15 protein-coding genes are annotated in these 25,559 nt (G+C 71.7%); 11 read left to right on the top strand and 4 right to left on the bottom strand.

Annotated elements, in window-relative coordinates:
• Positions 1-313 precede the first annotated feature (313 nt).
• The 3 genes from BKA15_RS00695 to BKA15_RS00705 all read right to left on the bottom strand — a co-directional run bounded on the left by BKA15_RS00695 (position 314) and on the right by BKA15_RS00705 (position 6,969).
• Positions 314-1,135 carry a hypothetical protein gene (locus BKA15_RS00695; RefSeq protein ID WP_179747687.1) on the bottom strand — a complete coding sequence of 274 codons (822 nt, stop codon included), beginning with the start codon at positions 1,133-1,135 and terminating at the stop codon, positions 314-316.
• Positions 1,136-6,541, bottom strand: coding sequence for a DUF6531 domain-containing protein (locus tag BKA15_RS00700; RefSeq protein ID WP_179747688.1), 5,406 nt, complete (start codon positions 6,539-6,541; stop codon positions 1,136-1,138).
• Positions 6,542-6,687: 146 nt separating this feature from the next.
• Positions 6,688-6,969 (bottom strand): pyrophosphorylase, encoded by a 282-nt coding sequence (locus BKA15_RS00705; RefSeq protein WP_179747686.1) that lies wholly within the window; start codon positions 6,967-6,969, stop codon positions 6,688-6,690.
• A 317-nt stretch (positions 6,970-7,286) separates the two neighbouring features.
• Between BKA15_RS00705 and BKA15_RS00710 the strand changes: the two genes are divergently transcribed.
• From BKA15_RS00710 to BKA15_RS00720, 3 genes are all read left to right on the top strand, one after another.
• Complete coding sequence (locus BKA15_RS00710) at positions 7,287-10,322, top strand: hypothetical protein (RefSeq protein WP_179747689.1); 3,036 nt, start codon at positions 7,287-7,289, stop codon at positions 10,320-10,322.
• Positions 10,319-11,602: an ABC transporter substrate-binding protein gene (locus tag BKA15_RS00715; protein ID WP_179747690.1), complete on the top strand. Its 1,284-nt coding sequence runs from the start codon at positions 10,319-10,321 to the stop codon at positions 11,600-11,602. The genes BKA15_RS00710 and BKA15_RS00715 overlap by 4 nt, the downstream gene beginning before the upstream one ends.
• Before the next feature lie 61 nt (positions 11,603-11,663).
• A complete protein-coding gene (locus tag BKA15_RS00720; RefSeq protein WP_179747691.1) occupies positions 11,664-16,160 on the top strand; it encodes a type VII secretion EssC family protein in 4,497 nt (1,498 codons plus the stop codon).
• On the opposite strand, the gene BKA15_RS00725 is transcribed toward BKA15_RS00720, so the two are convergent.
• Positions 16,144-18,129 carry a serine/threonine-protein kinase gene (locus BKA15_RS00725; protein WP_179747692.1) on the bottom strand — a complete coding sequence of 662 codons (1,986 nt, stop codon included), beginning with the start codon at positions 18,127-18,129 and terminating at the stop codon, positions 16,144-16,146. The two genes, BKA15_RS00720 and BKA15_RS00725, sit on opposite strands and share 17 nt — an antisense overlap.
• A 131-nt stretch (positions 18,130-18,260) precedes the next feature.
• Here BKA15_RS00725 and BKA15_RS00730 point away from each other — a divergent pair, with 131 nt between their 5' ends.
• The 8 genes from BKA15_RS00730 (at position 18,261) to BKA15_RS00765 (ending at position 25,529) form a co-directional block, all read left to right on the top strand.
• Complete coding sequence (locus tag BKA15_RS00730) at positions 18,261-18,827, top strand: chloramphenicol phosphotransferase CPT family protein (protein ID WP_179747693.1); 567 nt, start codon at positions 18,261-18,263, stop codon at positions 18,825-18,827.
• Between the two features lie 399 nt (positions 18,828-19,226).
• Positions 19,227-20,957 (top strand): nitrite/sulfite reductase, encoded by a 1,731-nt coding sequence (locus tag BKA15_RS00735; protein ID WP_179747694.1) that lies wholly within the window; start codon positions 19,227-19,229, stop codon positions 20,955-20,957.
• Positions 20,954-21,127: an Insertion element protein gene (locus BKA15_RS00740; RefSeq protein ID WP_179747695.1), complete on the top strand. Its 174-nt coding sequence runs from the start codon at positions 20,954-20,956 to the stop codon at positions 21,125-21,127. The genes BKA15_RS00735 and BKA15_RS00740 overlap by 4 nt, the downstream gene beginning before the upstream one ends.
• Entirely contained in the window at positions 21,124-21,822 is a 699-nt protein-coding gene (locus tag BKA15_RS00745; RefSeq protein WP_179747696.1) for a phosphoadenylyl-sulfate reductase, read from the top strand. The genes BKA15_RS00740 and BKA15_RS00745 overlap by 4 nt, the downstream gene beginning before the upstream one ends.
• On the top strand, positions 21,819-22,421 hold the full coding sequence (gene cysC, locus BKA15_RS00750) for an adenylyl-sulfate kinase (RefSeq protein WP_312878780.1): 603 nt from the start codon (positions 21,819-21,821) through the stop codon (positions 22,419-22,421). The genes BKA15_RS00745 and cysC overlap by 4 nt, the downstream gene beginning before the upstream one ends.
• The gene (gene cysD, locus BKA15_RS00755; RefSeq protein ID WP_179747698.1) at positions 22,418-23,323 is read left to right on the top strand and encodes a sulfate adenylyltransferase subunit CysD; all 906 of its coding nucleotides are present in this window, start codon (positions 22,418-22,420) and stop codon (positions 23,321-23,323) included. The genes cysC and cysD overlap by 4 nt, the downstream gene beginning before the upstream one ends.
• Complete coding sequence (locus BKA15_RS00760) at positions 23,323-24,747, top strand: sulfate adenylyltransferase subunit 1 (RefSeq protein ID WP_179747699.1); 1,425 nt, start codon at positions 23,323-23,325, stop codon at positions 24,745-24,747. Before cysD ends, BKA15_RS00760 begins: the two co-directional genes overlap by 1 nt.
• Positions 24,744-25,529, top strand: coding sequence for a sirohydrochlorin chelatase (locus BKA15_RS00765; protein ID WP_179747700.1), 786 nt, complete (start codon positions 24,744-24,746; stop codon positions 25,527-25,529). The genes BKA15_RS00760 and BKA15_RS00765 overlap by 4 nt, the downstream gene beginning before the upstream one ends.
• Positions 25,530-25,559 lie beyond the last annotated feature (30 nt).

The following is a 25,559-nucleotide window of genomic DNA, read 5'->3' on the forward strand; positions in this document are numbered from 1 at the left end:
CACGCGCCGCCCGAGGTCCCCGCCACGGCGTGAGGTGCGGTGTCGCTTTTCCTCCATGGCTCGAGCATTTCCACGTGGTATCCGCGGTAAGCGCGCGAACCGTGGAGGAAAACCGCCATGCCCGGGCGGAACTCCCTCCGGGGTGGTGGCGTCGAGCGTTGGGCCGGCTATGTCATGCGTGGAAGCCGGGGCCGGGCGTCGCGGCAGCGGGGTCGGAGCGTTCTCGCGGGAGGGGTGGTGCTTCGCGACCCGGGGGTGGATCGATGAAGCATCGTGCGGGACGGTCGCCTCCTCGACCGAAACGAGCGGCCCCTCAGTCCGGGTCGAGGCCCGGGGGTCTCAGGTCGGTCACGTCGGGGTCGGTTCGCCACGAGAGTCCGGAAGCCCGGCCGCCGGTAGCGAGGAACTCGGCCACGGCTTTCCGGGCGGGTTCCAGGGTGGTGGTCTGCCAGAGCCGGAAATGGCCCAGGACGGCGAGCTGGATGGCGACCTCGACGTCGGGCGCGCCGGGCGTCGTCAGGTGGCTCCACTCCGGTCGCGCGGCCGTCTGGTCGGCGCAGTGGTACACCAGCATCGGCCCGTCGGGCCGGCCGGCCAGGTCCAGCCGGGCCGGACCGCGGAACAGGCTGATCACGGTCCGATCGATCCCGTCCAGGGCATCGATCGCGGCGAGGACCGCGGCAAGCGACGGCTCGATCACCACCTCTTCGGCCTCGTCCTCGCCGGGATTGCACACCATCCGGTCCGAGGCCGGCACCACGGGGACGCTGCCCGGCTTCGGCACGCCGGATCGGATCGCCCTAACGTGCCCGCCCAGGGCGAAGCCGCACGGAAACAGCACCAGCCAGCTCACCGCGAGCACCGGGCTCTGCAGACCCCAGGCGAGGGCGACGCCGAAGCCCAGCACCCACATCAGGATCTCTCGCGCGATCGTCGGCAACTGCACCGTCCCGAACCCCAGTGCGGGCGCGAGCAGGATCACCAGGGCGGCGAGCTCGGGCCGGATCTGCCACAGCACGGGCAGGACGATGCCGATGGCCACCGGAATCAGGAGCAACCACAGGTCCAACGGGCGCAGCCGCCGGTACTTCGGGGGACGGCGGCGGCGCCTTCGGGTCGGGCCGGTGGTGTTCACTCACTGACCGAAGAGGTGATAGGGGGTGCCTTCCAGGAGTGGCCCCAGGGCGATGTTCGCACCATAGCTCTGGAGACCGCTCTGGACCGCGCCGGCGTAGAGCGCGGCCGTGCCCCGGTCGCCGAAACTCGCCAGATTGTTGAACCTGGGGCCGTACTGGGACACCTGCGGCAGCGTACTCGAGGTTCCGCTGGGCGCGTTGACGACCTTTGGGATCTGCGAGGTCCCCGCCGAAAGGCCCCCGGACACCAACGCCGCCCGCCAGTTGATCGGATTCCCGGCGACGATGTTGTTGGTGATCGATCCGGTGGTCCCGCCGACGAAGCCGAGCCCGGCGGTGAAGCCCCGGGCCGCGAGCGACTTGGCCCCTTGCCCGGCCCAGGTCGCCAGGCTTCCGCCGCCCGGGCCGCGCCCGCCGGAGAACATGCCGGCCACGAAGCCGCCCGCGCCGGCGCCCAGCGCGCCCCGCCAGCTCAGGTTGCCCCAGTTCTGCGTGAGGTAGACCCCCTCGCTGCTCAGGGCGCCGACGGCGCCATAGACGCCGAGCCGAGTCATCAGGGCGGAAGTCCCGCTCGTGCTGGCTTTGATGGCCAGGCTGCCGAGGCCACCCGTGACGCCACCGACGACGCCGGAGACCGCCACCTGGCCCCAGTTGACCGAGCCGGTGGTCGCCTTCTGGATGATCGTGTCGGCGCCCGCACTGATCAAGGCCAGGCCGGCGGGACCGCCGACGCCGGTGAACATCAGTGCCCCGCCGGCGATCACCATCGCGCCGCCGGCCAGATACTCCCAGTTGTCACCGACCCAGTCGGTGACCGCGTTCCAGGCACCGTCGTTGGAGGCGGCGTACGCCTTCAGCTCCTCGTCGGTGACCGGACTCAGCCCGGCCGGGTCGAGGGCGTGCAGCGGGTCGTTCCCGGCGAACGCGTACGGATTCCCGGCCCAGCCCGAACCGGGCACCGGCTCCAACTGGTCCACCGAGAGGAAGGCCCGGGTGGCCGGGTCGTAGGCCCGCGCCCCCATCCATTCCAGCCCGGCGACCACCAGTTCGCCGGCCGCGCCGACGGCCATCCCGCCGGTGAGCTGCGCGGCCGGGGCGATCGCCCACGGATCGGGCGAGGCCGCCCGCGCGGTACGCCAGCCCGGCGCATGCCAGACGTCTCCGACGCCGGTCAGGCCGCCGCCGGTGTGCAGCACCGGGGTGTCCCCCGCCTGGATCAGGGCGGGGGCGTAGCTCATGGCGGTGTCCCACCACGTCTCGGTGCCGTCCACGCGGGCCAGTTCGCCGAGCGCGTCGACCTGGAGCCGGGTCGTCCGGGTCCCGCCGAGCCCGCCGCGGTCGACGATCGTGGACAACCCGCCGACCTCGGACCAGCCGAACTCCCGGATCCGGCCGTCGGAACCTTCGGCGCGAACCCGCCGGCCGGCCTCGTCGTAGTGATACCGCACCTGCGTCTCGCCGGTGTCCGTCGAGATCAGCTGCCCCGCCGCGTCGTACGCGTAGCCGCACCGGCGGCCCGCGACGGCCTCGACCGCCAGCCGGCCGGCCCGGTCGAACTGCCAGGTCGAGACGGTGCCGTCGTCCCGCCGCTCCTCGACCAGTTGGCTCGCCTCGTCGTAGCCGAAGCTGCGCCGGCCCGAGCCGTCCGTGATCGAGCCGATCCGGCCCCACGCGTCCCGCTCCAGCCGGGTCCTTGCCGCGCCGTCGGGCCCGGTCAGGGTGTGCTCGACGACGAAGCCGTCCGCATGGCTCCAGGCCTGGATCAGGTCGCCGGCGCCGGCCCGGATCAACCGGCCGGCGCCGTCGTAGCCGAACGTCGCGCGGCCGAGCAGCGGGTGGTCCACCGCCGTCAGCCGGCCGTTGCCGTCGTACTCGAAGCCGGTCCGCCGTCCGTCCGGGCCCGTTCTGGAGTCGCGCCGGCCGTCGCTGTCGTACGTCCACTCGACCCGATCGGCCCCGCGCCGACGGGAGGTCAGCTGCCGCCGTCCGTTCCAGGTCAGCTCGTGCTCGACCGGCCGGTCCGGATCGAAGTGGTCGGCGACCCGGACCCGGCGGTTCCGCAGGTCGCGGGTGATCTCGGCGACCAGCCGGCCGTCGACTTGGAGCGACGACATCCGGCCGGCCAGAAACGACCATTCGGTACGCCGACCGGAGGGATCGGTCCGGGCCACCAGCCGGCCGGCGGCGTCGTACTCGATGGTGGTGGTGCGGCCCAGCGGGTCGGTCTCGCCGGTCAACCGGTCCATCGCGTCGTAGGAACGCCGGGTCACCCCGCCCAGCGGGTCGGTGATCATGATCAGCCGGCCGCGGCCGTCGTAGTCGTAGCGAGTCACCCCGCCGGCGCCGTTGACCGCCTCGACCAGCTGCCCGGCCGCGTCGTAACGGAACCGGCGCCGGCCGTGCCAGGAGTCGATCTGGCGGATCAGCCGGCCCATCAGGTCGTACGCATACCGGCTGAGGCCCTCGCCCGGGACGAACCGGGCCACCACCCAGCCCATTGCGTCGTACTCGGACCAGGCGACCTCACCGGTCGATGAGACCTCGCGCACCACCCGGCCGTCGGCGTCGTACTCCAGGTTGACCCGGCCGCCGGTCGGATCGATCACCGCGGCCAGGCGGCCGCAGACGTCGTACTCGTACCGGGTGGTCGCGCCGGACGGAGCGATCCGCTCCACCAGCCGGCCGGCGGCATCGCGACGGAGCCGGGTCAGCCCGCCCTCGCCGTCGAGCAGCTCCACCGGCCGCCCGCACCGGTCGTGCGTGATCAGTTCGGTGGCGCCGTCCGGGTCCTCCGTCCCGACCTGGCGCCCCATCGGGTCGAATCGCGCGACCGCCGTCTGGTCGGCCTCGATCAGCGTGGCGCTGCGGCCGGTCCGGTCCGCCGGGACCTCCCGGAGCAGTCCGGTCGGGTCGGTGAACGACCGCAGGTCCCCGTTCGCGTCGTACTCCCGCCGCCAGCGACCACCGGCCGGGTCGACCGTCTCCCGCAGCCGCGACAGCGCGTCGTGCACGAACCGCCAACTGTTGCCGTCCGGCAGCTCCACGGCGGCCACGTTGCCGAGGTCGTCGAAGGTCCGGTTCGCCGCCCGGCCGAGCGCGTCGACCGCCTTCGTCACCTCGCCGTGCGGGCCGTACTCCAGCTCGGTCCGGCCGCCGAGCGGGTCGATCATGGCGGTCAGCCGGCCGCCCGGCGAGTGCTCGAAGCGGTGGATCGCGCCGTTCGGGTCGCGGCGCGAGACCAGCAGGCCGGCCGCGTCGAAGTGGAATGTCGTGCGTGCGCCGGACGGCGTGACCGCCGCGGTCACCCGGCCGGTAGCGTCGCGTTCCAGCCGGGCCCGGTGGCCCGCGGCATCGATGACGGCGGCCAGGTCGCCCTGCTCGTCGTACTCGAACCGGAGCCGGACCCCGACCGGGTCGGTGACCTGGCGCAGCAGCGGGCCGTCCCAGCCGAGTTCGGTGCGGCCGCCCTCCGGGTCGATGATCACCGAAGGGTTGCGGTCGCTGCCGGTGTAGGCGTACTCGGTGACGGCGCCCGCCTCGGTGACCACGGTGGTCACCCGGTCGGCGTCGTCGTAGCCGTAGGTCAGGTCGGCGCCGGAGGCGGTACGGGTCCGGACCCGGCGGCCGCGCTCGTCGTACCCGTGGGTCGTCGTCGCCCCGTTCCGCTCGGTCACCGACACCACGTTGCCGAAGCCGTCGTAGCTCATCGACTGCCGGTGGCCGTCGGCGTCGACCACCCCGATCAGCCGGCCGCGCTGGTCGGCGATCCAGGTGTTCGATCGTTCGCCGTCCTGGTCGGAGACCACCGTGATCCGGCCGGACAGGTAGGCGTAGCGGGTCTGCCGGCCGAACGGCGACCGCTGGCCGGTGACCCGGCGCCGCTCGTCATAGGTGTTCTCGACCTCGACCACGCCGTCGGCGCCGACGACCGCGTCGATCAGGCCGGCGCCGTTCCAGCGGTACGTCCGGGTGCCCAGCGGCCCGGTCGCCGAGACCAGCCGGCCGGCGTCGTCGTAGCCGTACTGGACCCGGCGCCCGTCGGAGGCCGTGACCTGCTCGACCCGGCGGCCGTTCCAGCCGACCGCGATCCAGCGGCCGCGCTCGTGGGCCAGCCGGGTCAGCCGGCCGTCGCCGTCCCGCTCCGCGACGATCGTCGTACCGGGACCGCGGCTGTCCGAGAGCCACTGGCCGCCCGGCGTGAAGGTGCGCCGCAGCCCGTCGTTGTCCGTCACCACCAGCTCCCCGCCGGCGGCCCGGTGCAGCCAGAGCCGCTCGCCCGGCGCCCGGTCCCAGCCGTCGCCGAACCGCGGGAACAGGATGTGCCGCCCGTCCGCCTGCACCAGCGTCGCGCCCTCGTCGGTCAGGTCCAGCCGCTGGTCCAGCAGCGAGGACCAGCCGAGCCCGAAGACACCGCCCTGGTCGTCGATGGCGTTGTAGGTCCGGGTGAACTCCACCTTCGCGGCGGCGCCGGGGAACCCGAGGTCGACCTCGATCTCGACGAAGTTGCCGGTGGCGGTGTTCACCGGGTCGTCGGCGTAACCGGTGGTCGGCGGGTGCCCGTACGCCTGCGGAGCCTCGATGGTCAGGTCCTGCCGGGTCTCGGCCACGCCAGCGGCCGCGAGCACCGACGACAGGGTGCTGTTCAGCAGCCAGGTGATGTTGCCCTCGCCGCCGGCCCGGGCGAACGCGTCGGCGACGGTGGTCACCCACCGCACGTCCTCGTTGTTGGCGGTCAGCCATTTCTCGAAGCCGGTGACCACGCCCTCGGCCTCGAGCCGGCCCCACTGGCAGGAGGCGGCGAAGCTGGTCAGGTGGGTACGCAGCGCGCCCGGCTTCCCGTTCAGCGCCTCGTTCAAGGGAGCGCTGCCGGTCACGAACTCGCGCAGGTTCGACGGCCGGGCCGAGGTCGTGGTCGAGCTGCCGCCGCTGGGGCCGGTGCCCGGCTCCGGGGTCTGCCGCGTCCCGTTCTGCGGGGACGAGGCGGTGATCGAGACCGGGTCGGCCGGCGGACCGACCGGCGGATCCTCGCCGCCGGTCACCCAGTCGCCGAACTCCTGGAACACGTTGCGGTCGTCCTGCCGCTGCTTCCACTCCCGCGCGGTCTGACGGCGCTGCTGTTCCTTGCGCGCCTCCTCCTTGAGCGTGCGGGCGCCGGTCGCGACCTCGCGAAGCCGGGAGCACAGCTCGGTGGCGTCCGCGGCCGCCACGGAGGCGTTGCCGGAGAAGAGTTCGGAGAAATGACCCTTGAAGTCGTCCTTGGCGGACGTGACGGCCGAAGACCGCGTACCCGCCTGTCCCTCGATCGTCGACGCGGCGCCGTCGAACGCGGCGATCAACGCGTCGGCCACGTCGTTGTCGAAGGGCACGTTCTCATCGATGGCGCCCAGATCCGAGATGTCTACCACTTCCGCAACCTTCCGCTGACGCAGCTGAGCAGGGCCAGGGCACCTGACCCCGCTCCCCGTACCGAAGACTGATGACTGGCGTCAGGCAGCGAATCGCCGCGACCTGCAGCCGCGGCGACTCGACCCTGCCTGAATCGAGTGGGGCGTCAGCTGCCTCCGCCGGCCGAGAAGATGTTGGTGGAGATCTTCTCCAGCTGCCCGCGCAGGTCGTCCAGCTCCTGCTTGGCCTTGTCCAACGCGGCCTTCGTCTCCGGCCACGTCGAGCTCCGGAACGTCGCCGCCAACGGGCCGTCCCAGACGTCCGGCTGGGACAACTTCTGCCCCTGCGTGTCCAGCTGCGAGATCTGATCCGTCAGACCACCGGTCACGATCGCCTGAATCTGCCGGATCGCCGACTTCGCTTCCTCCGTGGACAGAACGCGGCTCATGGCCCCTCCTCCTTTGACACCGGCCCGATCACCGGTTACCTGTTGGGTGATGGCTCCTGGCAGACCCGGAAACGGACGCGCGGGCACACCGCCCGCCCGGTACGGCCCGACTGGAACCAAGATCAACTTAAGGCCGCCCGGGTCGGCCAGAGCTTCCCGCCACCGACTGTTCTTCTCCCGTTCACGAAGGAAAGAAGGGGCGTGGCGTGGCCGCCGGCGTGACGCGCGTCTGCGATACGCTGCCGCAGCATGACGACGCCCCGGGCGTTCGAGATCGCATCATCCAGCCGCCTGAACACCGACTGACGAAGGAACTGATGACGTTCACCAGGCCCGGCCGGACCCGTCTCGGCAGGTCCGACAGCCGCCTCCCCTTCGCTGCTGCGCGAGGGCCGGTCGCCGCCGGCGTGGCGCTCCTGCTGCTCCTTGCCGGCTGTACCAACCAGGACCAGGGTCCCGACCTGCCGCCGCAGCGGATCCTGCAGTCCGTCGCCGTGAAGATGACGCCGGACAGCACGATGACCGACATCGAATCCACCACGGTCTCGGTACGGGAGAACGCCGGCGATGCCACTACCGAGACGGTGAGGTACTCGCCGAAGGAGGTCGCCGACAAGCTCCCGGTCCGGGTCACGACGGCGTACCGGACCGCGGACCGCACCGGCACCAACCTGAACGACCTGGCCGGCCACAACGGCCGGATCGAGATCGACATCACGGTGCAGAACCTGACCATGCAGCCGGAGAACCTCACCTACGACGTCGCCGGTACGTCACGGACCCAGCCCGCCCTGGTCGGGGCGCCGCTGACCGTGGTCGCCTCGACGGCGCTGGCCGGGGTCGCGCCGACCGACGTGATCACCGCCACCGGTTCGTCGACGGCGGCCGCCACCAACGGCGTGCTCAGCCGGTCCGAGAACGGCGATGCCGTGATCCAGTGGGCCGCGCTGCTCGCCTCACCGCAGATGGGCGCGAACGCGACGCTGACCCTGGTCGCCGACGCCAAGGACTTCAAGGTGCCGACGATCGACATGTCGGTCCAGGCGGGCCTGGTCACCGACCCGTCGGTGAGCCGGGTGCTGGAGTCGGCGTTCAACACCAGCCCGACCTCCCAGCTGGCGCTGGAGCAGCGGACGATCCAGGTGATCACCGACGTGAACCAGGTGCTGACTCGGGCCAGCACCGACATCTCCAAGGTGCGCAAGAACCTCGACTCGACCTCCAAGACCCTCGGTACCCGTTCGGTCAAGGAACTGCAGGAGAGTACGAAGGGCGTCGCGACCTCGATGAAGGCGCTGGACGACCAGCTGACCCAGCTCAACTCCGACATCAAGGGCACCGTCGCCGGCGCCCAGTCGGCGGTGCTGCAGGAGCTGGGCCAGACGGTCGACGCGATGGACAAACTGCTCGGCGACACCTCGGGCGATCCGCCGGCGCCGCGGGTCAGCGGCAACGGCTGCTCGACCGTGGTCGGCGCCCCGCAGGCCGTTGGCAGCGTGTACGGGAACCTGGTCCAGGTGTCCGCCCAGCTGGAGGGCTACGCGACCGCGAGCAAGAACTGCAAGGCCGAGGCGCAGCAGGTGCTGCTCCGCTCCGTCGGCCCGGCCGAGCCGAACGCCGAGCTCTGCAAGAACGACAAGTCCACCACGTGTTCGATCTGGGCCGCCGAGCAGACCTTCGCCGCGATCATGAAGCGGCTGGTCGAGCGCGGCGACGCGCTGATCGCCGAGATGCAACCGAGCATCGTCGACACCGCAATGAAGAAGTACAAGGAACTCGGTGGTGATGTGAAGGGCGTCGGCGTTGCGGCCCACGCCGTTTCCCGTGCGGCCGTTGCATGGCAGAAGGCGGCCGAGGACCGGCTGAAGGATGTCGAGCTGGAGCTGGAGCGGGACCTGGCCGGCACCGACCAGCAGCTCGCCGACCTCGATCAGAAGCTCGTCGAGCACGACAAGGGCCTGGCCGACCTGGACCAGCAACTGGTGATCCTGACCGGTGAACTCGACAAGACGTCCGAGGGCCTCGATGCTCTCGACGACGGCCTGGCCGGGATCCACGACGATGCCGAGAAGGCCATCGCGGAACTCAAGAGTGATGACCCGGAGAACCCCGACCGGGGGATGTCGGTCGAGGCCCAGATCTGGGAAGCGGCCGAGCTCGCTTGTCGGATGGGTCGAGGTGGGATCGGCGGCGGTGGCGCGCGTCAGAGTCAGGTCGACGACATGCGGGGTTATCTCGTGGGCTTGGGTTGTGAGCCCGAGGATCACGACAACAATCCCGAGACACCCGAAGTACTTCCGGAAGTCGAACCTCCGGGTCGTTTCGATGAGCCCTTGGTGAAGCGAGTCCACGATCAGGCCGCCGCCTGGCAGAAGGTCGCCGACCTGACCGACGAGGAACGCGACGACAGCCTCTATTCGGCGCTCAAGTCCGTACGAACCCAACTCGAGGTGGCCGACACCCGGATCGGCCACCTGCATGAGGCGATCAAGGCGAACCGCAACGCGAACCAGAAGAACCGGGATGCGATCCAGAAGATTCGCGATGGTGTGCCCGAGGATGTCGTGATCGACACGAAGCTGCCCGAGCTGGAAGAGCTCAATGAGAGTGTCAAGGACCTGGAAAGCACGATCAAGGTCTTCCAGGACTCCTACGCGGCCATGGCCGATCCGATGAACAAGTTCGACAAGTACCACAAGGAGCTGCCGGGCAAGATTCGAGCCGGGTTCAAGAGCGCCTCGGACCAGGCGAAGAAGGAACTCGCCGCCGCGCTCGAGCCGGCGATCCGCAAGATCGCCGCTCAGGCCGAGATCGACAGCGAAGCGGTCGGCAAGATGTTCGAGGAGTCGGCCGCCGGCCTGTCCAACGCCTCCGAGGCGCTGAACCGGAACGGGGCCCGGATCATCGAGGGCCAGCGCCGCGAGTTGCGCGAGTCCGAACGTAGGACTGCGGCCGCGGCCGCCGAACAGGTGGACCGCTCCCTCAGTGACCTGGCCCGCGGCGTCTCCGCCTCGACCCGGGACATGGACGCCTCGTTCGTCCTGCTCCAGGCCAGCCTGAAGAAGGTGCTGCTGGACCTCGGCGACCGCAAGGTCAACGGCTCCGGCCTGCTCGGCTCGATGACCACCAGCGCGGCCCGGGTCGGCACGGCCGACTATCAGCTGGCGTTGGCGTCCGGCCAGACCGAGGCGTACGCGAACGTCCGCGGCCAGGACATCAACGGCATCCTGCTCCAGCAGGCCCAGCTGCAGGCCGCCCTGCGGGCCGGCGCCGAACTGCCCGCCTTCCAGCTCGAGGTGCCGGAGGGCGCGGAGAGCCAGACCGTGTACACCTTCCGAATCGGGGCTCAGTGAGCAAGAAGCGCTGGATCATCCTCGGGGCCGTCGTCCTCCTGGTCCTCGGCGGCGGCACCGGCGGGTTCGTCTGGTGGCGGGCCCAGGCGGACGCCCCGAAGACCGAGCCGGCCGTCGCGCAGCCGGTGGCGATCTCCGTCCCCGGCGCCCCGGCCGAGGTGAAGCTCGGCGTCGTCGTAACGCTGTCGTCGAAGCCCGGCGAGGGCTCCGAACAGAAGTACGCGGCCGAAGGCGCCCAGGTCGCGGCGCAGCGGCTGTCGATGGGCGGCGTCAACGTCAAGCTGGTAACGGTCGACGACAAGGGCTCGACCGAGGGCGCCCAGCGCGCCGTCGAACAACTCGCCGACGAGGGGGTCAGCGGCATCGTCGCGGCCACCCAGGGCGCCCACCTGCGCGGGGCGGTGAAGGCGGCGCAGCAGGCCGAGCTGCCGCTGCTGCTGCCGTACGAATCGGACCCGGAGCTGCTCGGCACGCTGGTCTGGGGCACTGGCCCGATGGACTCGGCGATCGGTGCGGCGCTGCAGCAGACGCTCACCGCTCACAACCTCAAGCGGACCCTGCTGATCGACGTCGGCGGCGGCACCCCGGAGTCGGTGAAGGTGTCCGGCAAGGTCCACTTCAAGCCCGGCGACGACGTCAAGAACCTGCTGGCCGAGGTGCTCGAGCGGACCGAGGGCAAGAACAAGATCGACTCCGTCCTGATCTCCGGCCCGGCCGCCCAGCAGGCCGTCGTGGTCCAGGCCCTGCAGGGGGCCGACGTCACGCTGCCGATCTTCCTCTCCCCCGACGCCACCAGCCCGGCGTTCACCGCGGCGCTGATCAAGGCCGGCGGCAGCCTGTCGACCAGCCTCGGCACCGTCGGTACGGACTCCGACGACCCGGCCGCCCTGGCCTCGGACGAGACCGGCAAGGCGATGTCGGCGTTTCTCGCCGCGGTCCGGCTGCGGGCGGCCGACCCGGAGCAGACGACGCTGCTCGGCGACCAGCCCTTCATCAAGGTGGCCGACGCCGCGGACGCCCGCAGCCATGACGCGATCATTGCGCTGACCTACGCTGCCGCGGCGACCGCCGCCCGCGAGGACGGCAACCCGATGGGCGCCATCCCCTCGCTCCGGCTCGACCACAGCAACGGACTGGCCGGCCCGGCCCTGGACTTCTCGCACACCGCCGCGCTGGCCGAGGACTCGGTCGTCGCCCTCCGTTCGTCCGGCCAGGACCTCGGGTTGCGCCCGGCCGCGGACGGCGCGGCGCCGCGGCTGATCTGGTTCTTCGCCCCCTAGCCACGCCACCGGTCGCCACTAGAGTGACGAGAGGGACATCGGCTTCGGGAAGGGAACGGCGTTGCGTCTGTTGATCGACCTCGACGGCTCTCCGCGCGAGATCGAGGTGAGCCGCAGTACTCACTCGGCGACGCTCGGCGATCTGGTCGCGGAGACCTGCGGGCAGCGGATCGGCGACGACACCACGCTCTGCGTCGACGAGACCGCCTACCCGGCCGACACGCTGCTGTCCGATCTGATGCTGCTCGAGGGCAGTACGGTCTCCCGCGCACCGCTGCAGCGGCCGGAGCCGATCTCGGGCTGGACCGCCACCCTGTCCGGCGGCCTGGACGCCGGCCGCGTCGTCCCCGTACCAGCCAATCGGCCGCTGATCATCGGCCGGTCGCCGCAGGCCGACCTCTCGGTCGATTCGGCGAGTACGTCCTGGGAGCACGCCACCGTGACCCTCGAGGGCGACGGGGTACGGATCCGCGACGCCGGCTCCACCAACGGCACCCTGGTCGACGGCCGGAAGATCGGCCGGGCCGAGGACGACGCCGACGAGGACGACCCGGACGGCGAGGACGAGCCCGAGGACGACGCGGACAAGCCCAACCGGCGGCAGCGGGCTGCCGACCTGATCCGCCGCAAGACGCGACGGGAACAGCCCGCCGCGCCGCGGCCGGACGGGGTCCTGGTCACCGAGCAGGCGGTGATCACCGCCGGCGGCGTGACGATCCTGGTCCGCAAGCAACTGGTCGAGACACCGGCCCCGAAGCCCGGCTCGCTGCACAACCTGACCCCGGCCGGTACGGCTCCGTTCAACCGCCCGCCGCGACCCGGCCGGCTCGGCGACCCCGAGCCGGTGCAGCCGCCGGCCCGCAAGGACGTACCGGACGCCAGCCGGTTCAGCATTGCGATGATCCTGGCCCCGCTGGTCCTGGCCGGCGCGATGGTGCTGGTGATCGGCGACCCCCGGTTCGCGCTGCTGTCGGCACTCAGCCCGGTGCTCGGCATCGGCACCTGGATCGAGGGCAAGCACCGCCGGTCGAAGAACCTCAAGGCCGAGGAGAAGCGGTTCGACGAGGCGATCGAGACGTTCCGCGGCGAGCTGCGGGAGGCCGCGGCGGAGGGCGGCCGGCGGTCGTACCTGGATACGCCGGACCCGGCGACGGTCATCCGCCGGGCCGCGATCCCCACCATGACGCTGTGGGAACGCCGGCCGCAGGCCGAGGACTTCCTGCACCTGCACGCCGGCGTCGGCGACGTCCCCTGGACCCCGCCGGTGGAGAACCGGTCCGGCGGCCGGCTGGACGAGAAGATCCGCGCCGCGATGAAGGAGAGCCGGCTGCCGGCCGGCGCCGTCGAGGTGGACCTGTCGGACGCCGGCGTGGTCGGCATCGTCGGCGAGCGGGCCGGCGCGCTGGCCGTGGCCCGCAGCCTGGTCGCGCAGGCCTCGACGCAGAGCGGCCCGGCCGACGTCACGGTCGGCGTGTTCTGTGACCAGGGCCGGGACGAGGACTGGGCCTGGACCTCCTGGCTGCCCCATCTGCGGCGGCACGGCGGCGGCGCCGGCGAGCGCTGGCTGTCCGACAACCGGTCCCGCAGCGACGAGCTGCTCCGGGCGCTGCGCGACGGCATCCATGATCATCCGACCCGGGCCGTACTGCTGGTGCTGGACTCCGACGTGCTGACCGAGGGCCGCAACGCCCCGGCCCGGACCCTGCTCGGGCACGGCCGCGGCGTCCAGCCCACCGCGAACAAGCGGCCGGACACCCAGGTCTCCGGCATCGTCGTCGCGTCGTCGGAAGATCAACTTCCGGCCGCCTGCACGGTCGTGATCCGGGTCGGTGCGGACGCCGCCGGCACGGTCACCCGGCCGGGCGACCTGAAGCAGGTCGACGATGTGGTGCTGGCCGGGATCAGCCTGGACACCGCTCGCCGTACCGCGATGGACCTGGCCCGGTTCGACGACCCGGACCTGGTCGTCCCCGGTGCCGCACTGCCGTCGCTGGTCCGGCTGCCGCCGCTGCTGGACTTCGAGGAGATCTCCGCCGAGACGATCCGGCAGAGCTGGTCCGCGCCGACCGGCGTCTCCACCCCGGTCGGCATCGGCGAGGGCGGCGCCTTCTCGCTGGACCTGGTCCGGGACGGCCCGCACGGCCTGGTCGGCGGCACCACCGGCTCCGGCAAGAGCGAGTTCCTGCGTTCACTGGTGGCCGGGCTGGCGGCCCGCAACGACCCGACCCGGCTGACCTTCATCCTGATCGACTTCAAGGGCGGCGCGGCGTTCAAGACCTGCGAGCGGCTGCCGCACACGATCGGCACGATCAGCAACCTGGACGAGCAGCTGGCCAACCGGGCGCTGCGCGCGCTCGAGGCCGAGATGCAGTACCGGCAGCGCAAGTTCGCCGCCGCCGGCGAGGGCGTGGACAACCTGGACACGTATCTGGCGACGAACCCGAGCGAGCCGATGCCGCGGCTGCTGCTGGTGGTGGACGAGTTCGCCATGCTGGCCAAGGAGTTCCCGGACGTGCTGTCGTCGCTGGTCAGCGTCGGCGCCGTCGGCCGTACCCTCGGCGTGCACATGATCCTGGCCACCCAGCGGCCGGCCGGCGTCGTGAACGACGACATCCTGGCCAACACCAACCTCCGGGTCGCGCTGCGGGTGCAGAGCCGGGAGGACTCCTCCAACGTGATCGGGGTCCCCGACGCCGCCGCGATCAGCCGCCGCCAGCAGGGTCGCGCGTACGTGAAGCTCGGCCAGGACGACATCACGCCGGTGCAGACGGCCCTGGTCACCGGCCAGTCCGAGCAGCAGTCGACGACCAAGATCGACGCCCATCCGGTCCATTTCGGCCGGGTCGAGGTGACGCCCCGCCCGCAGACCTCCGACGACGCCCCGGCCGACCTCGACCTGATGATCGACGCGATCGTCGAGGCCGCGGACGCGGCCGGCATCGCCCGGCCCCGGCCGGTCTGGCCGGAGCCGCTCGGCGAACGGGTCGAACTGGCCGGGTTCCAGGCCGAGGGCGGGGCCGACGACCGGGACCCGGACGCGCCGCCGCTGCCGGTGGTCGGCGGCGTCGACGAGCACCTGCGGGCCACGTTCGCGATCTCCGACGACCCGGACCGGCAGCGGCAGATCCCGGCCGGCTGGGACATCCCGCGCGGCAACCTGCTGCTGATGGGCATCCCCGGCAGCGGCACCAGCACCACGCTGTCGACGCTGGCGCTGACGCTGGCCGACGCGGTCGCCCCGGAGGACCTCGACCTGCTGATCCTCGACATGGGTTCGGGCGATCTGCGGCCGCTGATCGACCTGCCGCACACAGTCGGCTACGTCGGCTCCGGCAGCGGCGCGCGGGAGCAGCAGGTCCGGTTCCTGCGCTATCTGCGGACCGAGCTGGACCGTCGCAAGGCCGACGGGGCCGACGGTCGCCGTACCGTGGTGCTGATCGACGGCCTGGCCGCGCTGCGCGAGGAGTTCCAGGACTTCGAGGGCATCGCGCTGCTGGACAGCCTCTATCGCGCGTACGCCGACGGACCGGACCTCGGCCTCTTCTTCGCCGCCTCGACGACTCGGGCCAAGTCGGTGCCGCCGGCGATCGACGAGGTGACCACCCAGAAGTGGCTGTTCCGCCTCGCCGACCAGTACGACTACTCGGCTGCCGGGGTCAAGGCGCACGAGGCGCCGGCCGCGGTCGCCGGGCGCTGCGTGCTGGGCGAGACCCGGCTGCAGACCCACGTCGCGACTCCCGGCTGCGGCCTCGGCGACGCCGTCGCGCGGATCGCGGCCAAGTGGACCGGCAGCCAGCGCAAGCAGGACGTGGTCGGCCAGCTGCCGGACCAGGTGGCGGTCGCCGAACTCGGCGTCAAGGCCACGATCGGCGGAGAGCCGTGGCTGATCCCGGTCGGGATCCGCGAGGTCGACGTGGAGCCGCAGCAGCTCGAGCTGTACGAGGGCGAACACCTGCTGGTCACCGGCCCGGCCCGCTCCGGCAAGTCCACCCTGCTGCTGTCGATCGCCGAGGTGCTCCGGACCGCCGACCACGCGGGCCCGCCGATCCAGGTCTGGGGTGTCGGCGACCGCCGCTCGCCGCTGGTCGGGTCACCGCTGCTGGACCGGTCCGCCTCCGGCGCCGACGAACTGGCCCCGCTGCTGGCCGCGGCCCGGATGCACGACGGCCCGCTCGCCGTCCTGATCGACGACGCGGAACGGTTCGACGACTCCGACCAGGCGATCAGCGGCCTGCTGGACTCCGCCGCGCCGGACCTGCGGATCTTCGCCGCCGGCCGCTCCGACGACCTGCGCAGCCTCTACAGCCACTGGACCAAGACGGTCCGGAAGTCCCGCTGCGGGGTGCTGCTGCAGCCGAACGTCGACTATGACGGCGAACTGCTCGGGGTCACGCTGCCCCGCCGGGCGCCGGTGGCGATGACCGCCGGCCGCGGCTACGCCTGCGTCGCCGGCGGTATGGCGCTGATCCAGGCGGCCAGCCCGTCGCCGGCCGAGCCGGCCGGTGCCGATGGGCCGGCCAAGCCGGACGGGCCGGTGCGGCTCAGCCGCCTCGGGTGACGATCGCGAATGGCGGGCTCTGCAGGTCGGAGAAGTTGCCGACCTTGGCGTTGATGGTGCACTCCGGGGTCTGCGACAGCGCGGTGACGGTCAGGCCGTCGGAGGACACCGAGACCGCGCCGGAGCAGCCGTCGCTGAACCGGATCCCCTTCTCGCCGCCGGCGATCGCGACCAGCATCTCGGACGGCGCGCCGACCGACGGGCTCCGATAGAGCGGGTTCACCTTGTCGGTGCCGCTCGGCCAGACCGGCACCAGCGTGATCGGCAGGATCTGCTGGCTGACCGTGCTCGACGGTGTGCTCAGCTGGATGTCGCGGAGCCGCTGCACCGGATAGGCGGTGCCGGTCACCTCGTCGTCCTCGACCGCCGCCGTGGTGGTCTCCGCGGCCGTCTTCAGCCAGGTCTGCAGCTGGGCGGAGTCCGCGATCGGCTGCCGTACCGCGACCGACACCTCCTTGCTGCCCTGCGCCGGTACATTGACGCCGTCGACGCTCCAGCCGCAGCGCTGGCTGATCCCGGTGACACTCGGCAGGTTCTGCGCCTGCTTCGCCCCGGTCCAACTCACCGTCGGGCAGGCGGCCTTCGGGTCCAGCCCGGGGAGCACCTCCAGGAACGGCCCGCGCAGCGCCGAGTTCTGCGCGCTGTACGTGATCGTCAACCGGATCGTCGCGGTCGCCGGGTCGTACTCGGCGCGGCGGCTGATGCCGAGCCCGGTCGGGGTCGGCTGGTCCTGCTGGCTGGCCTGCATCGCCGGCGGCGGCGGCGCCGTCGAGGGCGGCGGCGGGGCAGCGGTCTGCGGCCGGGTGAGCAGGATCGCCGCGACACCGGCGCCGATCAGGATGACCAGCGCGCCGGCGGCCATGATGATCACCCGCGGCGTCTTCCACCACGGTCGATCCGGATCGGGCTCGCCCGAGCGCTCCGGCTCGGCCGGCGTGACCGGGCGCTGCGGCAGTGGCCGGTGCATCGTCGGCTGGACGGGCGTGCCGAGATCCGGTGCCGGTCCCGAACTGGGCCGGGTGGCCCGGACCTGGACCACCTCGTCCGGCGTCGGCTCGGCGACGCCGCGGACCGCGGTCGCCGGCCGGTCGGCCCGCTCGAACGTCTGCGGCAGCGGCACCAGGGCCAGCGGCGGCACCACGTACACCGAACCGCTGAGCCGGCGCAGCTCGGCGGCGGCCTCGGCGGCGGTGGGTCGCGATCGCGGGTTCTTGTCCAGCAGGCTGCGCACCAGCCGCCACAGTTCGGCCGGCAGCTTCAGGGCCGGGATCCGGGCGGTCACGTGCCGCTGCGCGATCGTGAAGTCGGTGCCCGGGCCGGCGAACGGCGTCCGCCCGGCCAACAATTCGTAGAACAGGATGCCCGCGCCGTAGACGTCGGCCGGCGGGCCGGCCTCGCCGGTGCTGACCAGCTCCGGGGCCATGTATTCCGGGGTGCCGAGCAGGCCGCCGCTGTCGGTCCGAGGCTGCTCGGAGATCATCTCGGCGATGCCGAAGTCGGTGACCTTGACCCCGTCCTGGCGGCTGGTCCGCCAGTCCCCCTCCAGCAACACGTTGTCCGGCTTCACGTCGCGGTGCAGGATCTGCCGCTGGTGCGCTGCGGCCAGGCCGTCCAGGACGGACGCGGCGAAGTGGACCGCGACGGTGGGTGCCAGCGTCCGCTGGTCGGCCAGCAGGTCACGCAGCGAACCGCCCTCGAGGTAGTCCATGACGATGGCGAGCCGGTCGCCCTCGACGACGAGGTCGCGGACGGCGACGATGTTGGGGTGCCGCAGGCCGGTCAGCAGCGACCGTTCCCGGATGAACCGCTCGACGACCGCGTGGTCGGCCGCGTGTTCCGGCCGGAGCAGCTTGGCGGCCACCGTCTCGCCGGTACGGGTGTCGATCGCGCGCCAGACCTCGCCGGCCGCGCCGGTGCCGATGCGGTCACTGAGACGGTAGGAAGCCCCAAGCGCCTCGCTGAACTGCATCTCGGTCGATTCCCCGTCCTGGAAAGGTGCTCTCAAACGACTGCCATCATGCCACCGGACCGGGCAACTCCCGGCGCCGAACCCGCCGGCCCGGGCGTTGCTCCGCGAAGTCGGTCCGGCAGACTCTGGCCATGATCGAACCGGGCCGGATCGTGCTGCTGAACGGTACGTCCTCGGCCGGCAAATCCAGCATCGCCGAGGAGCTGCTGCGGCGCTGGCCCAGGCCGGCGTTCCGGCTGGCGGTGGACGATCTCAACGCGCTGCGGGCCAAGGCGCAGACCCTGGCCCTCCCCGAGCCAGAGCTGGGCGAGACGCTGTGCCGCACCCGGGCCGGTTTCCACCGCGTCGTCGCCGGCATGGCTGCCGCCGGCAACGACGTGATCATGGACCACGTCCTCAGCGAGCCGTGGCGGCTGGCCGACTGTCTGGAGCTCTTCCGGCCGTTCCCGGTGCTGCTGGTCGGCGTCCGCTGCGCGCCCGAGGAACTGACCCGCCGGGAACGCGCCCGCGGCGACCGGCACCCCGGCACGGCCGCGGCCCAGCTCGCCCTGGTCCACGCGCACGGCGACGACGACCTCACCGTCGACACCACTGACCGCTCCCCCGCCGACTGCGCCGCCGAGATCCTCGCCGCCGTACCGGCGATGGGCGAACCGAACGCATTCAGCCGGCTCCGAGCGAGGATTCTTGATCAGTGAAGCCCGAACTGTCGCGCTATATGGACAGATGCCGTCGTTACGGCCTCATATTCGACGCCGTCTCAAATAGCAGGCATTCGTACCGAATATTGAGAAAGTGTTTGGTGGATTCCGGAGGGCTGGCGGATCGTTGAGCCATGCGCCCGACTCAGCGAAGCTACCGCCGGTTGACCGGCGAGCCTGCCTCGCTCGGCCTCACGGAGCGCCGGTTCGTCGATTACGGACGAACCGAGTCGATGATCTGTCCGGCTTCCTGCCATCGCTGACCGCGCGACCGGCCGCTGCTGCGGGCACGCCCGGCATCGCTGCGAGTGAGTCAGCCTCGCGCCACCAAGGATGCACCCCTGCGGGCCCGAACCCGCAGCCAGTCCGGATGACGACCCCGACCGAGGACAGCGAATGACGACCGTCGATCGACCCGCACCCGACGCCCGCTCGGAGAGTGGACGGCCTGCCCGTACCCCGGGCAAGACCGTGCGTCCGGCCAAGCGCAAGAAGGGCGAGGGCCAGTGGGCGCTCGGCTACCGCGAGCCGCTGAACGCCAACGAGCAGGCCAAGAAGGACGACCACCCGCTCCACGTCCGGGCGCGGATCGAGAACATCTACGCGCACCGCGGCTTCGCCAGCATCGACCCGGGCGACCTGCGCGGCCGGTTCCGCTGGTTCGGGCTCTACACCCAGCGCAAGCCCGGCATCGACGGCGGCAAGACGGCGACGCTGGAGCCGCACGAGCTGGACGACGAGTACTTCATGCTGCGGGTCCGGGTCGACGGCGGCGCCTTGACCACCGAGCAGCTGCGGGTGATCGGGCAGATCTCGGTCGAGTTCGCCCGCGACACCGCCGACGTGACCGACCGGCAGAACATCCAGCTGCACTGGATCCGGATCGAGGACGTGCCGGAGATCTGGCGCCGGCTCGAGGAGGTCGGGCTGAGCAGCACCGAGGCCTGCGGCGACTGCCCGCGAGTGATCCTCGGTTCGCCGGTGGCCGGCATCGCCGCCGACGAGATCATCGACCCGACCCCGGCGATCCGGGAGATCGCGGACCGCTACGTCGGCGACCCCGAGTACGCCAACCTGCCGCGCAAGTTCAAGACCGCGCTGACCGGACACCCGTCCCAGGATGTGGTGCCGGAGATCAACGACGTCGCGTTCGTCGGCGTGGTGCACCCCGAGCACGGTCCCGGCTTCGACCTCTGGGTCGGCGGCGGCCTGTCCACCAACCCGATGTTCACCCAACGCCTCGGCGCCTGGATCCCGGTCGACGAGGTCGCCGAGGCATGGGCCGGCGTGGTCGCCGTGTTCCGCGACTACGGCTACCGCCGGCTGCGCAGCCGGGCCCGGATCAAGTTCCTGGTCGCCGACTGGGGCGCCGAGAAGTTCCGCCAAGTGCTGGAGGACGAGTACCTGCACCGCAAGTTGATCGACGGGCCGGCGCCGGAGACCCCGACCGCGCCCGGTGATCATGTCGGGATCAACCTGCAGAAGGACGGCAACTACTTCGTCGGCTTCTCCGCGATCGCCGGCCGCACCGGCGGACGGGCGCTGGTCCGGCTGGCCGAGATCGCCGAGGCCCACGGCTCGTACCGGATCCGGACCACGCCGATGCAGAAGCTGCTGGTGCTCGACGTCGCCGAGGACAAGATCGACTCGCTGATCACCGCCGCCAAGGAGATCGACCTGTCCGCCGACCCGACCAGCTGGCGCCGCTCAGTGATCGCCTGCACCGGGATCGAGTTCTGCAAGCTGGCCATCGTCGAGACCAAGGCGCAGGCCGCCCGGGTCGTGTCCGAGCTGGAGGCCCGGCTCGGCTCGCTGGACAACCCGATCACCGTCCACCTGAACGGCTGCCCCAACTCCTGCGCCCGGATCCAGACCGCCGACATCGGGCTCAAGGGCCAGCTGGTGCCCGGCCCCGACGGCAGCCAGGTGGAGGGCTACCAGGTGCACCTCGGCGGCGGGCTCGGCCTGGACGCCGGCTTCGGCCGGAAGCTGCGCGGCCACAAGGTGACCGCCACCGAGCTGCCCGACTACATCGAGCGGGTCGCCAAGGCCTACCTGGCCGACCGGCAGCCCGAAGAGCGGTTCGCCCAGTGGGCCGGCCGGGCCGACGAGAGCCTGCTGTCATGAGCGAAGGGACGACGGCGACCCGGCAGGCGGTCATGTACTGCCCCTATTGCGCGGAGGAGACGCTCTTCCCGATCGAGGGCGGGGCGTGGGAGTGCCGCAGCTGCTGGCGGGCGTTCTCGATCAAGTTCCTCGGGCTCCGGCCCGCCGAGCAGGGTGCGAGCGCATCATGATCACCGACGTCGACGAGCGCGCGCTGCGCGAGCAGGTCGCCGCGGCCAATCGTGATCTTGCCGAGGCGGACGCCCTGGACGTGCTGCGCTGGGGTCATGATCATTTCGGCGGCAAGCTGGTGGTCACGTCCTCGATGGCGGACACGGTGCTGATTCACCTTGCGGAGCAGGTGGTTCCGGGCATCGACGTGATCTTCCTCGACACCGGCTACCACTTCGCCGAGACGATCGGGACCCGGGACGCCGTCGCTACCGTACACAACGTGAATCTGATCACGATCACCCCGAAGCAGACCGTGGCGGAGCAGGACGCCGAGCACGGCAAGGACCTGTTCGGCCGGAACCCTGATCAGTGCTGCGCGCTGCGCAAGGTGGCTCCGCTGGACGAGGCCCTGCAGGGGTACGCGGCGTGGGCCAGCGGGATCCGCCGGGCCGACTCCCCCGCCCGGGCCAACACACCGATCGTGTCCTGGGACCACCGGCGCAAGCTGGTCCGGCTGGCCCCGATCGCGCGCTGGACCGACGACCAGATCGCCTCCTACATCGAGGAGAACGGGCTGCTGGTGAATCCGCTGCTGGACGACGGCTACACGTCGATCGGCTGCGCGCCGTGCACCCAGCGAGCCTCCGCCGACGACCCCCGGGCCGGCCGCTGGGCCGGGCTGGCCAAGACGGAATGCGGGATCCACCTGTGACCACGAATCTCAATCAGCGCACCGAAGCCGCCGTCGACACCGCCGTACGGACCGGCGCCACGCTCTGGCTGACCGGCCTGCCATCGGCCGGCAAGTCCACCATCGCGCACGCCCTCGCCGCCGAGCTCGTCGCCGAGGGCCGGCGGGTCCAGGTGCTGGACGGCGACGAGGTCCGGCCGTACCTGTCTGCCGAGCTGGGCTTCAGCAAGGCCGACCGGGACCGCAACGTGACCAGGATCGGGTACGTCGCGCGACTGCTGGCCGGGCACGGCGTGGTCGTCCTGGTCCCGGTCATCGCGCCGTACGCGGAGACCCGGGCCGCCGTCCGCGCCGACCATGATCAACACGGCGTCCGGTACGCCGAGGTCTACGTCGCCACCTCGCTCGAGGTCGCGGAATCCCGTGACGTCAAAGGGCTCTACGCGAAGGCCCGCAACGGCGAACTGACCGGCCTGACCGGGCTGGACGACCCGTACGAACCGCCGACCGATGCCGCGCTGGTGATCGACACCGCCGAAGTTGATCTTGCCACCTCGGTCCGGCTGGGCCGGGACCTGATCGCCTCGATCACCGACGACGCCGGGGAGGAACCGCTATGAGCGCCATCCGTCCGTTGACCGAACTGCAGGCGCTGGAGTCGGAGTCGATCCACATCTTCCGCGAGGTGGCGGCGACGTTCGCCAACCCGGTGCTGCTGTTCTCCGGCGGCAAGGACTCGGTGGTGATGCTGCACCTCGCGGCGAAGGCGTTCTGGCCGGCGCCGGTCCCGTTCGAGGTGCTGCACGTCGACACCGGGCACAACTTCGACGAGGTGATCACGTTCCGCGACGAGTCGGCCGCCTTCTACGGCGCGCGGCTCAAGGTCGCCTCGGTGCAGGACTACATCGACGACGGCCGGCTCACCGAGCGGCCGGACGGCACCAGGAACCCACTGCAGACGGTGCCGCTGCTGGACGCGATCACCGAGGGCAAGCACGACGCGGTCTTCGGCGGCGGCCGCCGGGACGAGGAGCGGGCCCGGGCCAAGGAGCGGGTGTTCAGCCTGCGGGATTCCTTCGGGCAATGGGATCCGCGCAATCAGCGCCCGGAGTTGTGGTCGCTCTACAACGGCCGCCACCTGCCCGGCGAGCACGTCCGGGTGTTCCCGCTGTCCAACTGGACCGAGCTGGACGTCTGGGACTACATCGCCGCGGAGAAGATCAACTTGCCGTCGATCTACTACGCCCACGAGCGGGAGGTGATCAACCGGGACGGCATGTGGGTCGCCGTCACCCGGGTCACGCCGCCCCGCGACGGCGAGGCGGTCGAGCTGCGGTCGGTCCGCTACCGGACCGTCGGCGACATGTCCTGCACCGCCGCGGTGCTCTCCGACGCGACCACCGTCGCCGACGTGATCACCGAGGTGGGCCTGAGCACGATCACCGAACGCGGCGCCACCCGCGCCGACGACCGGCTCAGCGAGGCGGCCATGGAAGATCGCAAGCGGGAGGGGTACTTCTGATGACCGCGCCCTTGACGAAGCCGGTCGCGCCCGGCGGCCGGACCCTGCTCCGGCTGGCCACCGCCGGCTCGGTGGACGACGGCAAGTCGACCCTGGTCGGCCGGCTGCTCTACGACACCAACTCGGTGCTCAGCGACACACTTGATCATGTCGAGAAGGTGAGCAAGCGACGCGGGCTGGAGCGGGCCGACCTGGCGCTGCTGACCGACGGCCTGCGCGCCGAGCGCGAGCAGGGCATCACGATCGACGTGGCGTACCGCTACTTCACCACGCCGGCCCGGAAGTTCATCCTGGCCGACTGCCCCGGCCACGTGCAGTACACCCGGAACACGGTGACCGGCTCCTCCACCGCCGACGTGATCATCGTGCTGGTGGACGCCCGGGCCGGGGTGGTCGAGCAGACCCGCCGGCACCTGGCGGTGGCCTCCCTGCTCCGCGTACCGCATGTGCTGCTGGTGGTGAACAAGATCGATCTGGTCGACTACGACGAGGCGGTCTTCACCAGGATCGCGACCGACTTCGCGGTGCTCGCCCGGGCCCTCGGCGTCGGCGAGACGCATTGCATCCCGGTCTCGGCACTGGAGGGCGACAACGTCGTCACCCGGTCCACCAAGACCCCGTGGTACGACGGCCCGACGGTGCTCGGCTTCCTCGAAGCGGTCGACGACACCCCGACCGCGGTCGGCGCCGAGTTCCGCTTCCCGGTGCAGCAGGTGATCCGGCCTCAGCACGCGCCGCGGGCGCCGTGGGCCGCCAGCACGCCGGCCGTCGACGGCGACTACCGCGGCTATGCGGGCAAGATCGAATCCGGCCGGATCCACGTCGGCGAAGAGGTGGTGGTGCTGCCGCGCGGCAGCCACGCCAGTGTGGTCGGCATCGACACCCCGGACGGGCCGCTCGACGAGGCGGCCGCCGGCCAGTCGGTGATCATCCGGCTGGACGCCGACATCGACCTGTCCCGGGGCGACCTGGTGGCCTCGACCGACGCGCCGCCGATCCCGGTCCGCGAACTCGTCGGGACCGTGGCGTGGTTGGCCGAGCGGCCGCTGACCGTCGGGGCCCGGCTGCTGGTCCAGCACGGTACGGCGATCAGCAAGGCGATCGTGGCCGGCATCGACGGCGCGCTCGACCTGGACCACGGCGACGGCACCCGGCCGGCCTGGATCCCCGCCGACCGGCTGGGCCTGAACGACATCGGCCGGCTCCGGCTCAAGCTCGCCTCGCCGCTGCCGATCGACAACTACCGGGAGCACCGTTCCACCGGGGCCTTCATCCTCGTCGACGAGGCCGACGGCTGGACCCTCGGCGCCGGCATGGCCGGCCCGTCCTCCCTCGCAGCCACCCGGGTCGATGACCGACCCAACTCCGGCACCGCTCCGGCGGCGCCGACCAGCAGTAGCGATCCCGAAAGGGGACGACCATGACCGCACCATCTCTGATTCTGCTCGGCACCGGGGGTACGGATCCCCGGGTGGCCGGAGTCAGCCACGAACTGCGCGCGATGCTGCACGCCCAGCGCCCGGAACTCGACGTGGCCGTGGCGTTCCTGGACGAGGGCTACCCGCGCTGCCTGCAGGTGGCCGGAAAGCTCGCCAAGCGCGGGGTGACCGAGGTGGTGGTGGTCCCGCTGCACCTGTCGGACGCGCATCCGCGGCAACCGGAGACCGCCGCCCTGATCGCCCAGATCCGGGCCGCGCAGCCGGGCCTGCGGGTGATCGCCGCCGACCCGGTCGGTCCGGAGGCCCAGCTGCTCGCCGTGGTCGACCAGCGGCTCCGGGACGCCCTGCGCGCCCGCCGCGCCGACCAGCTGGACGGGCTGGTGCTGTCCACCGAGGCGACCACCGACGTCCGCAGCAATGCGCTGCTGGCCCGCCGGGCCCGGCAGTGGTCCAGCCGGCACCGGCTCCCCTGCCTGGTCGCCACCGGCGGCACCGGCCCCTCGGTGGCCGACGCGATCCGCTCGCTGCGCGCCCAGGGCCGCCGGCACATCGCCGTCGGCAGCTGGTTCCTGACCGCCGACGAGGGCTTCCGGCGCCAGGCCACCCTCGCCCAGGCCGCCCGGGCCGTCGCCGTCGCACCGCCCATCGGCGCCGCGCCGGAGGTCGCCTCGATCATCCTGGGGCGCTACGTCGTCTCCGCGATGGACCTGATCGACCTGGACGTCGTCGAGACCCCGGTGCGCCACCTCTCCGTGGTCGGCGCCTGACCCCGCCGCCGACGGCTCCGGAGCCGGCTG

The organism is Microlunatus parietis (assembly GCF_013407955.1).
Taxonomy (GTDB): Bacteria; Actinomycetota; Actinomycetes; order Propionibacteriales; family Propionibacteriaceae; genus Microlunatus; species Microlunatus parietis.

Bases quoted from the DNA above. Each gene is read 5' to 3' on its own strand.
- BKA15_RS00705 (WP_179747686.1), bottom strand. From the start codon at position 6,969: ATGAGCCGCGTTCTGTCCACGGAGGAAGCGAAGTCGGCGATCCGGCAG.
- BKA15_RS00710 (WP_179747689.1), top strand. From the start codon at position 7,287: ATGACGTTCACCAGGCCCGGCCGGACCCGTCTCGGCAGGTCCGACAGC.
- BKA15_RS00725 (WP_179747692.1), bottom strand. From the start codon at position 18,129: ATGCAGTTCAGCGAGGCGCTTGGGGCTTCCTACCGTCTCAGTGACCGC.
- BKA15_RS00730 (WP_179747693.1), top strand. From the start codon at position 18,261: ATGATCGAACCGGGCCGGATCGTGCTGCTGAACGGTACGTCCTCGGCC.
- BKA15_RS00735 (WP_179747694.1), top strand. From the start codon at position 19,227: ATGACGACCGTCGATCGACCCGCACCCGACGCCCGCTCGGAGAGTGGA.
- BKA15_RS00740 (WP_179747695.1), top strand. From the start codon at position 20,954: ATGAGCGAAGGGACGACGGCGACCCGGCAGGCGGTCATGTACTGCCCC.
- BKA15_RS00745 (WP_179747696.1), top strand. From the start codon at position 21,124: ATGATCACCGACGTCGACGAGCGCGCGCTGCGCGAGCAGGTCGCCGCG.
- cysD (WP_179747698.1), top strand. From the start codon at position 22,418: ATGAGCGCCATCCGTCCGTTGACCGAACTGCAGGCGCTGGAGTCGGAG.
- BKA15_RS00760 (WP_179747699.1), top strand. From the start codon at position 23,323: ATGACCGCGCCCTTGACGAAGCCGGTCGCGCCCGGCGGCCGGACCCTG.
- BKA15_RS00765 (WP_179747700.1), top strand. From the start codon at position 24,744: ATGACCGCACCATCTCTGATTCTGCTCGGCACCGGGGGTACGGATCCC.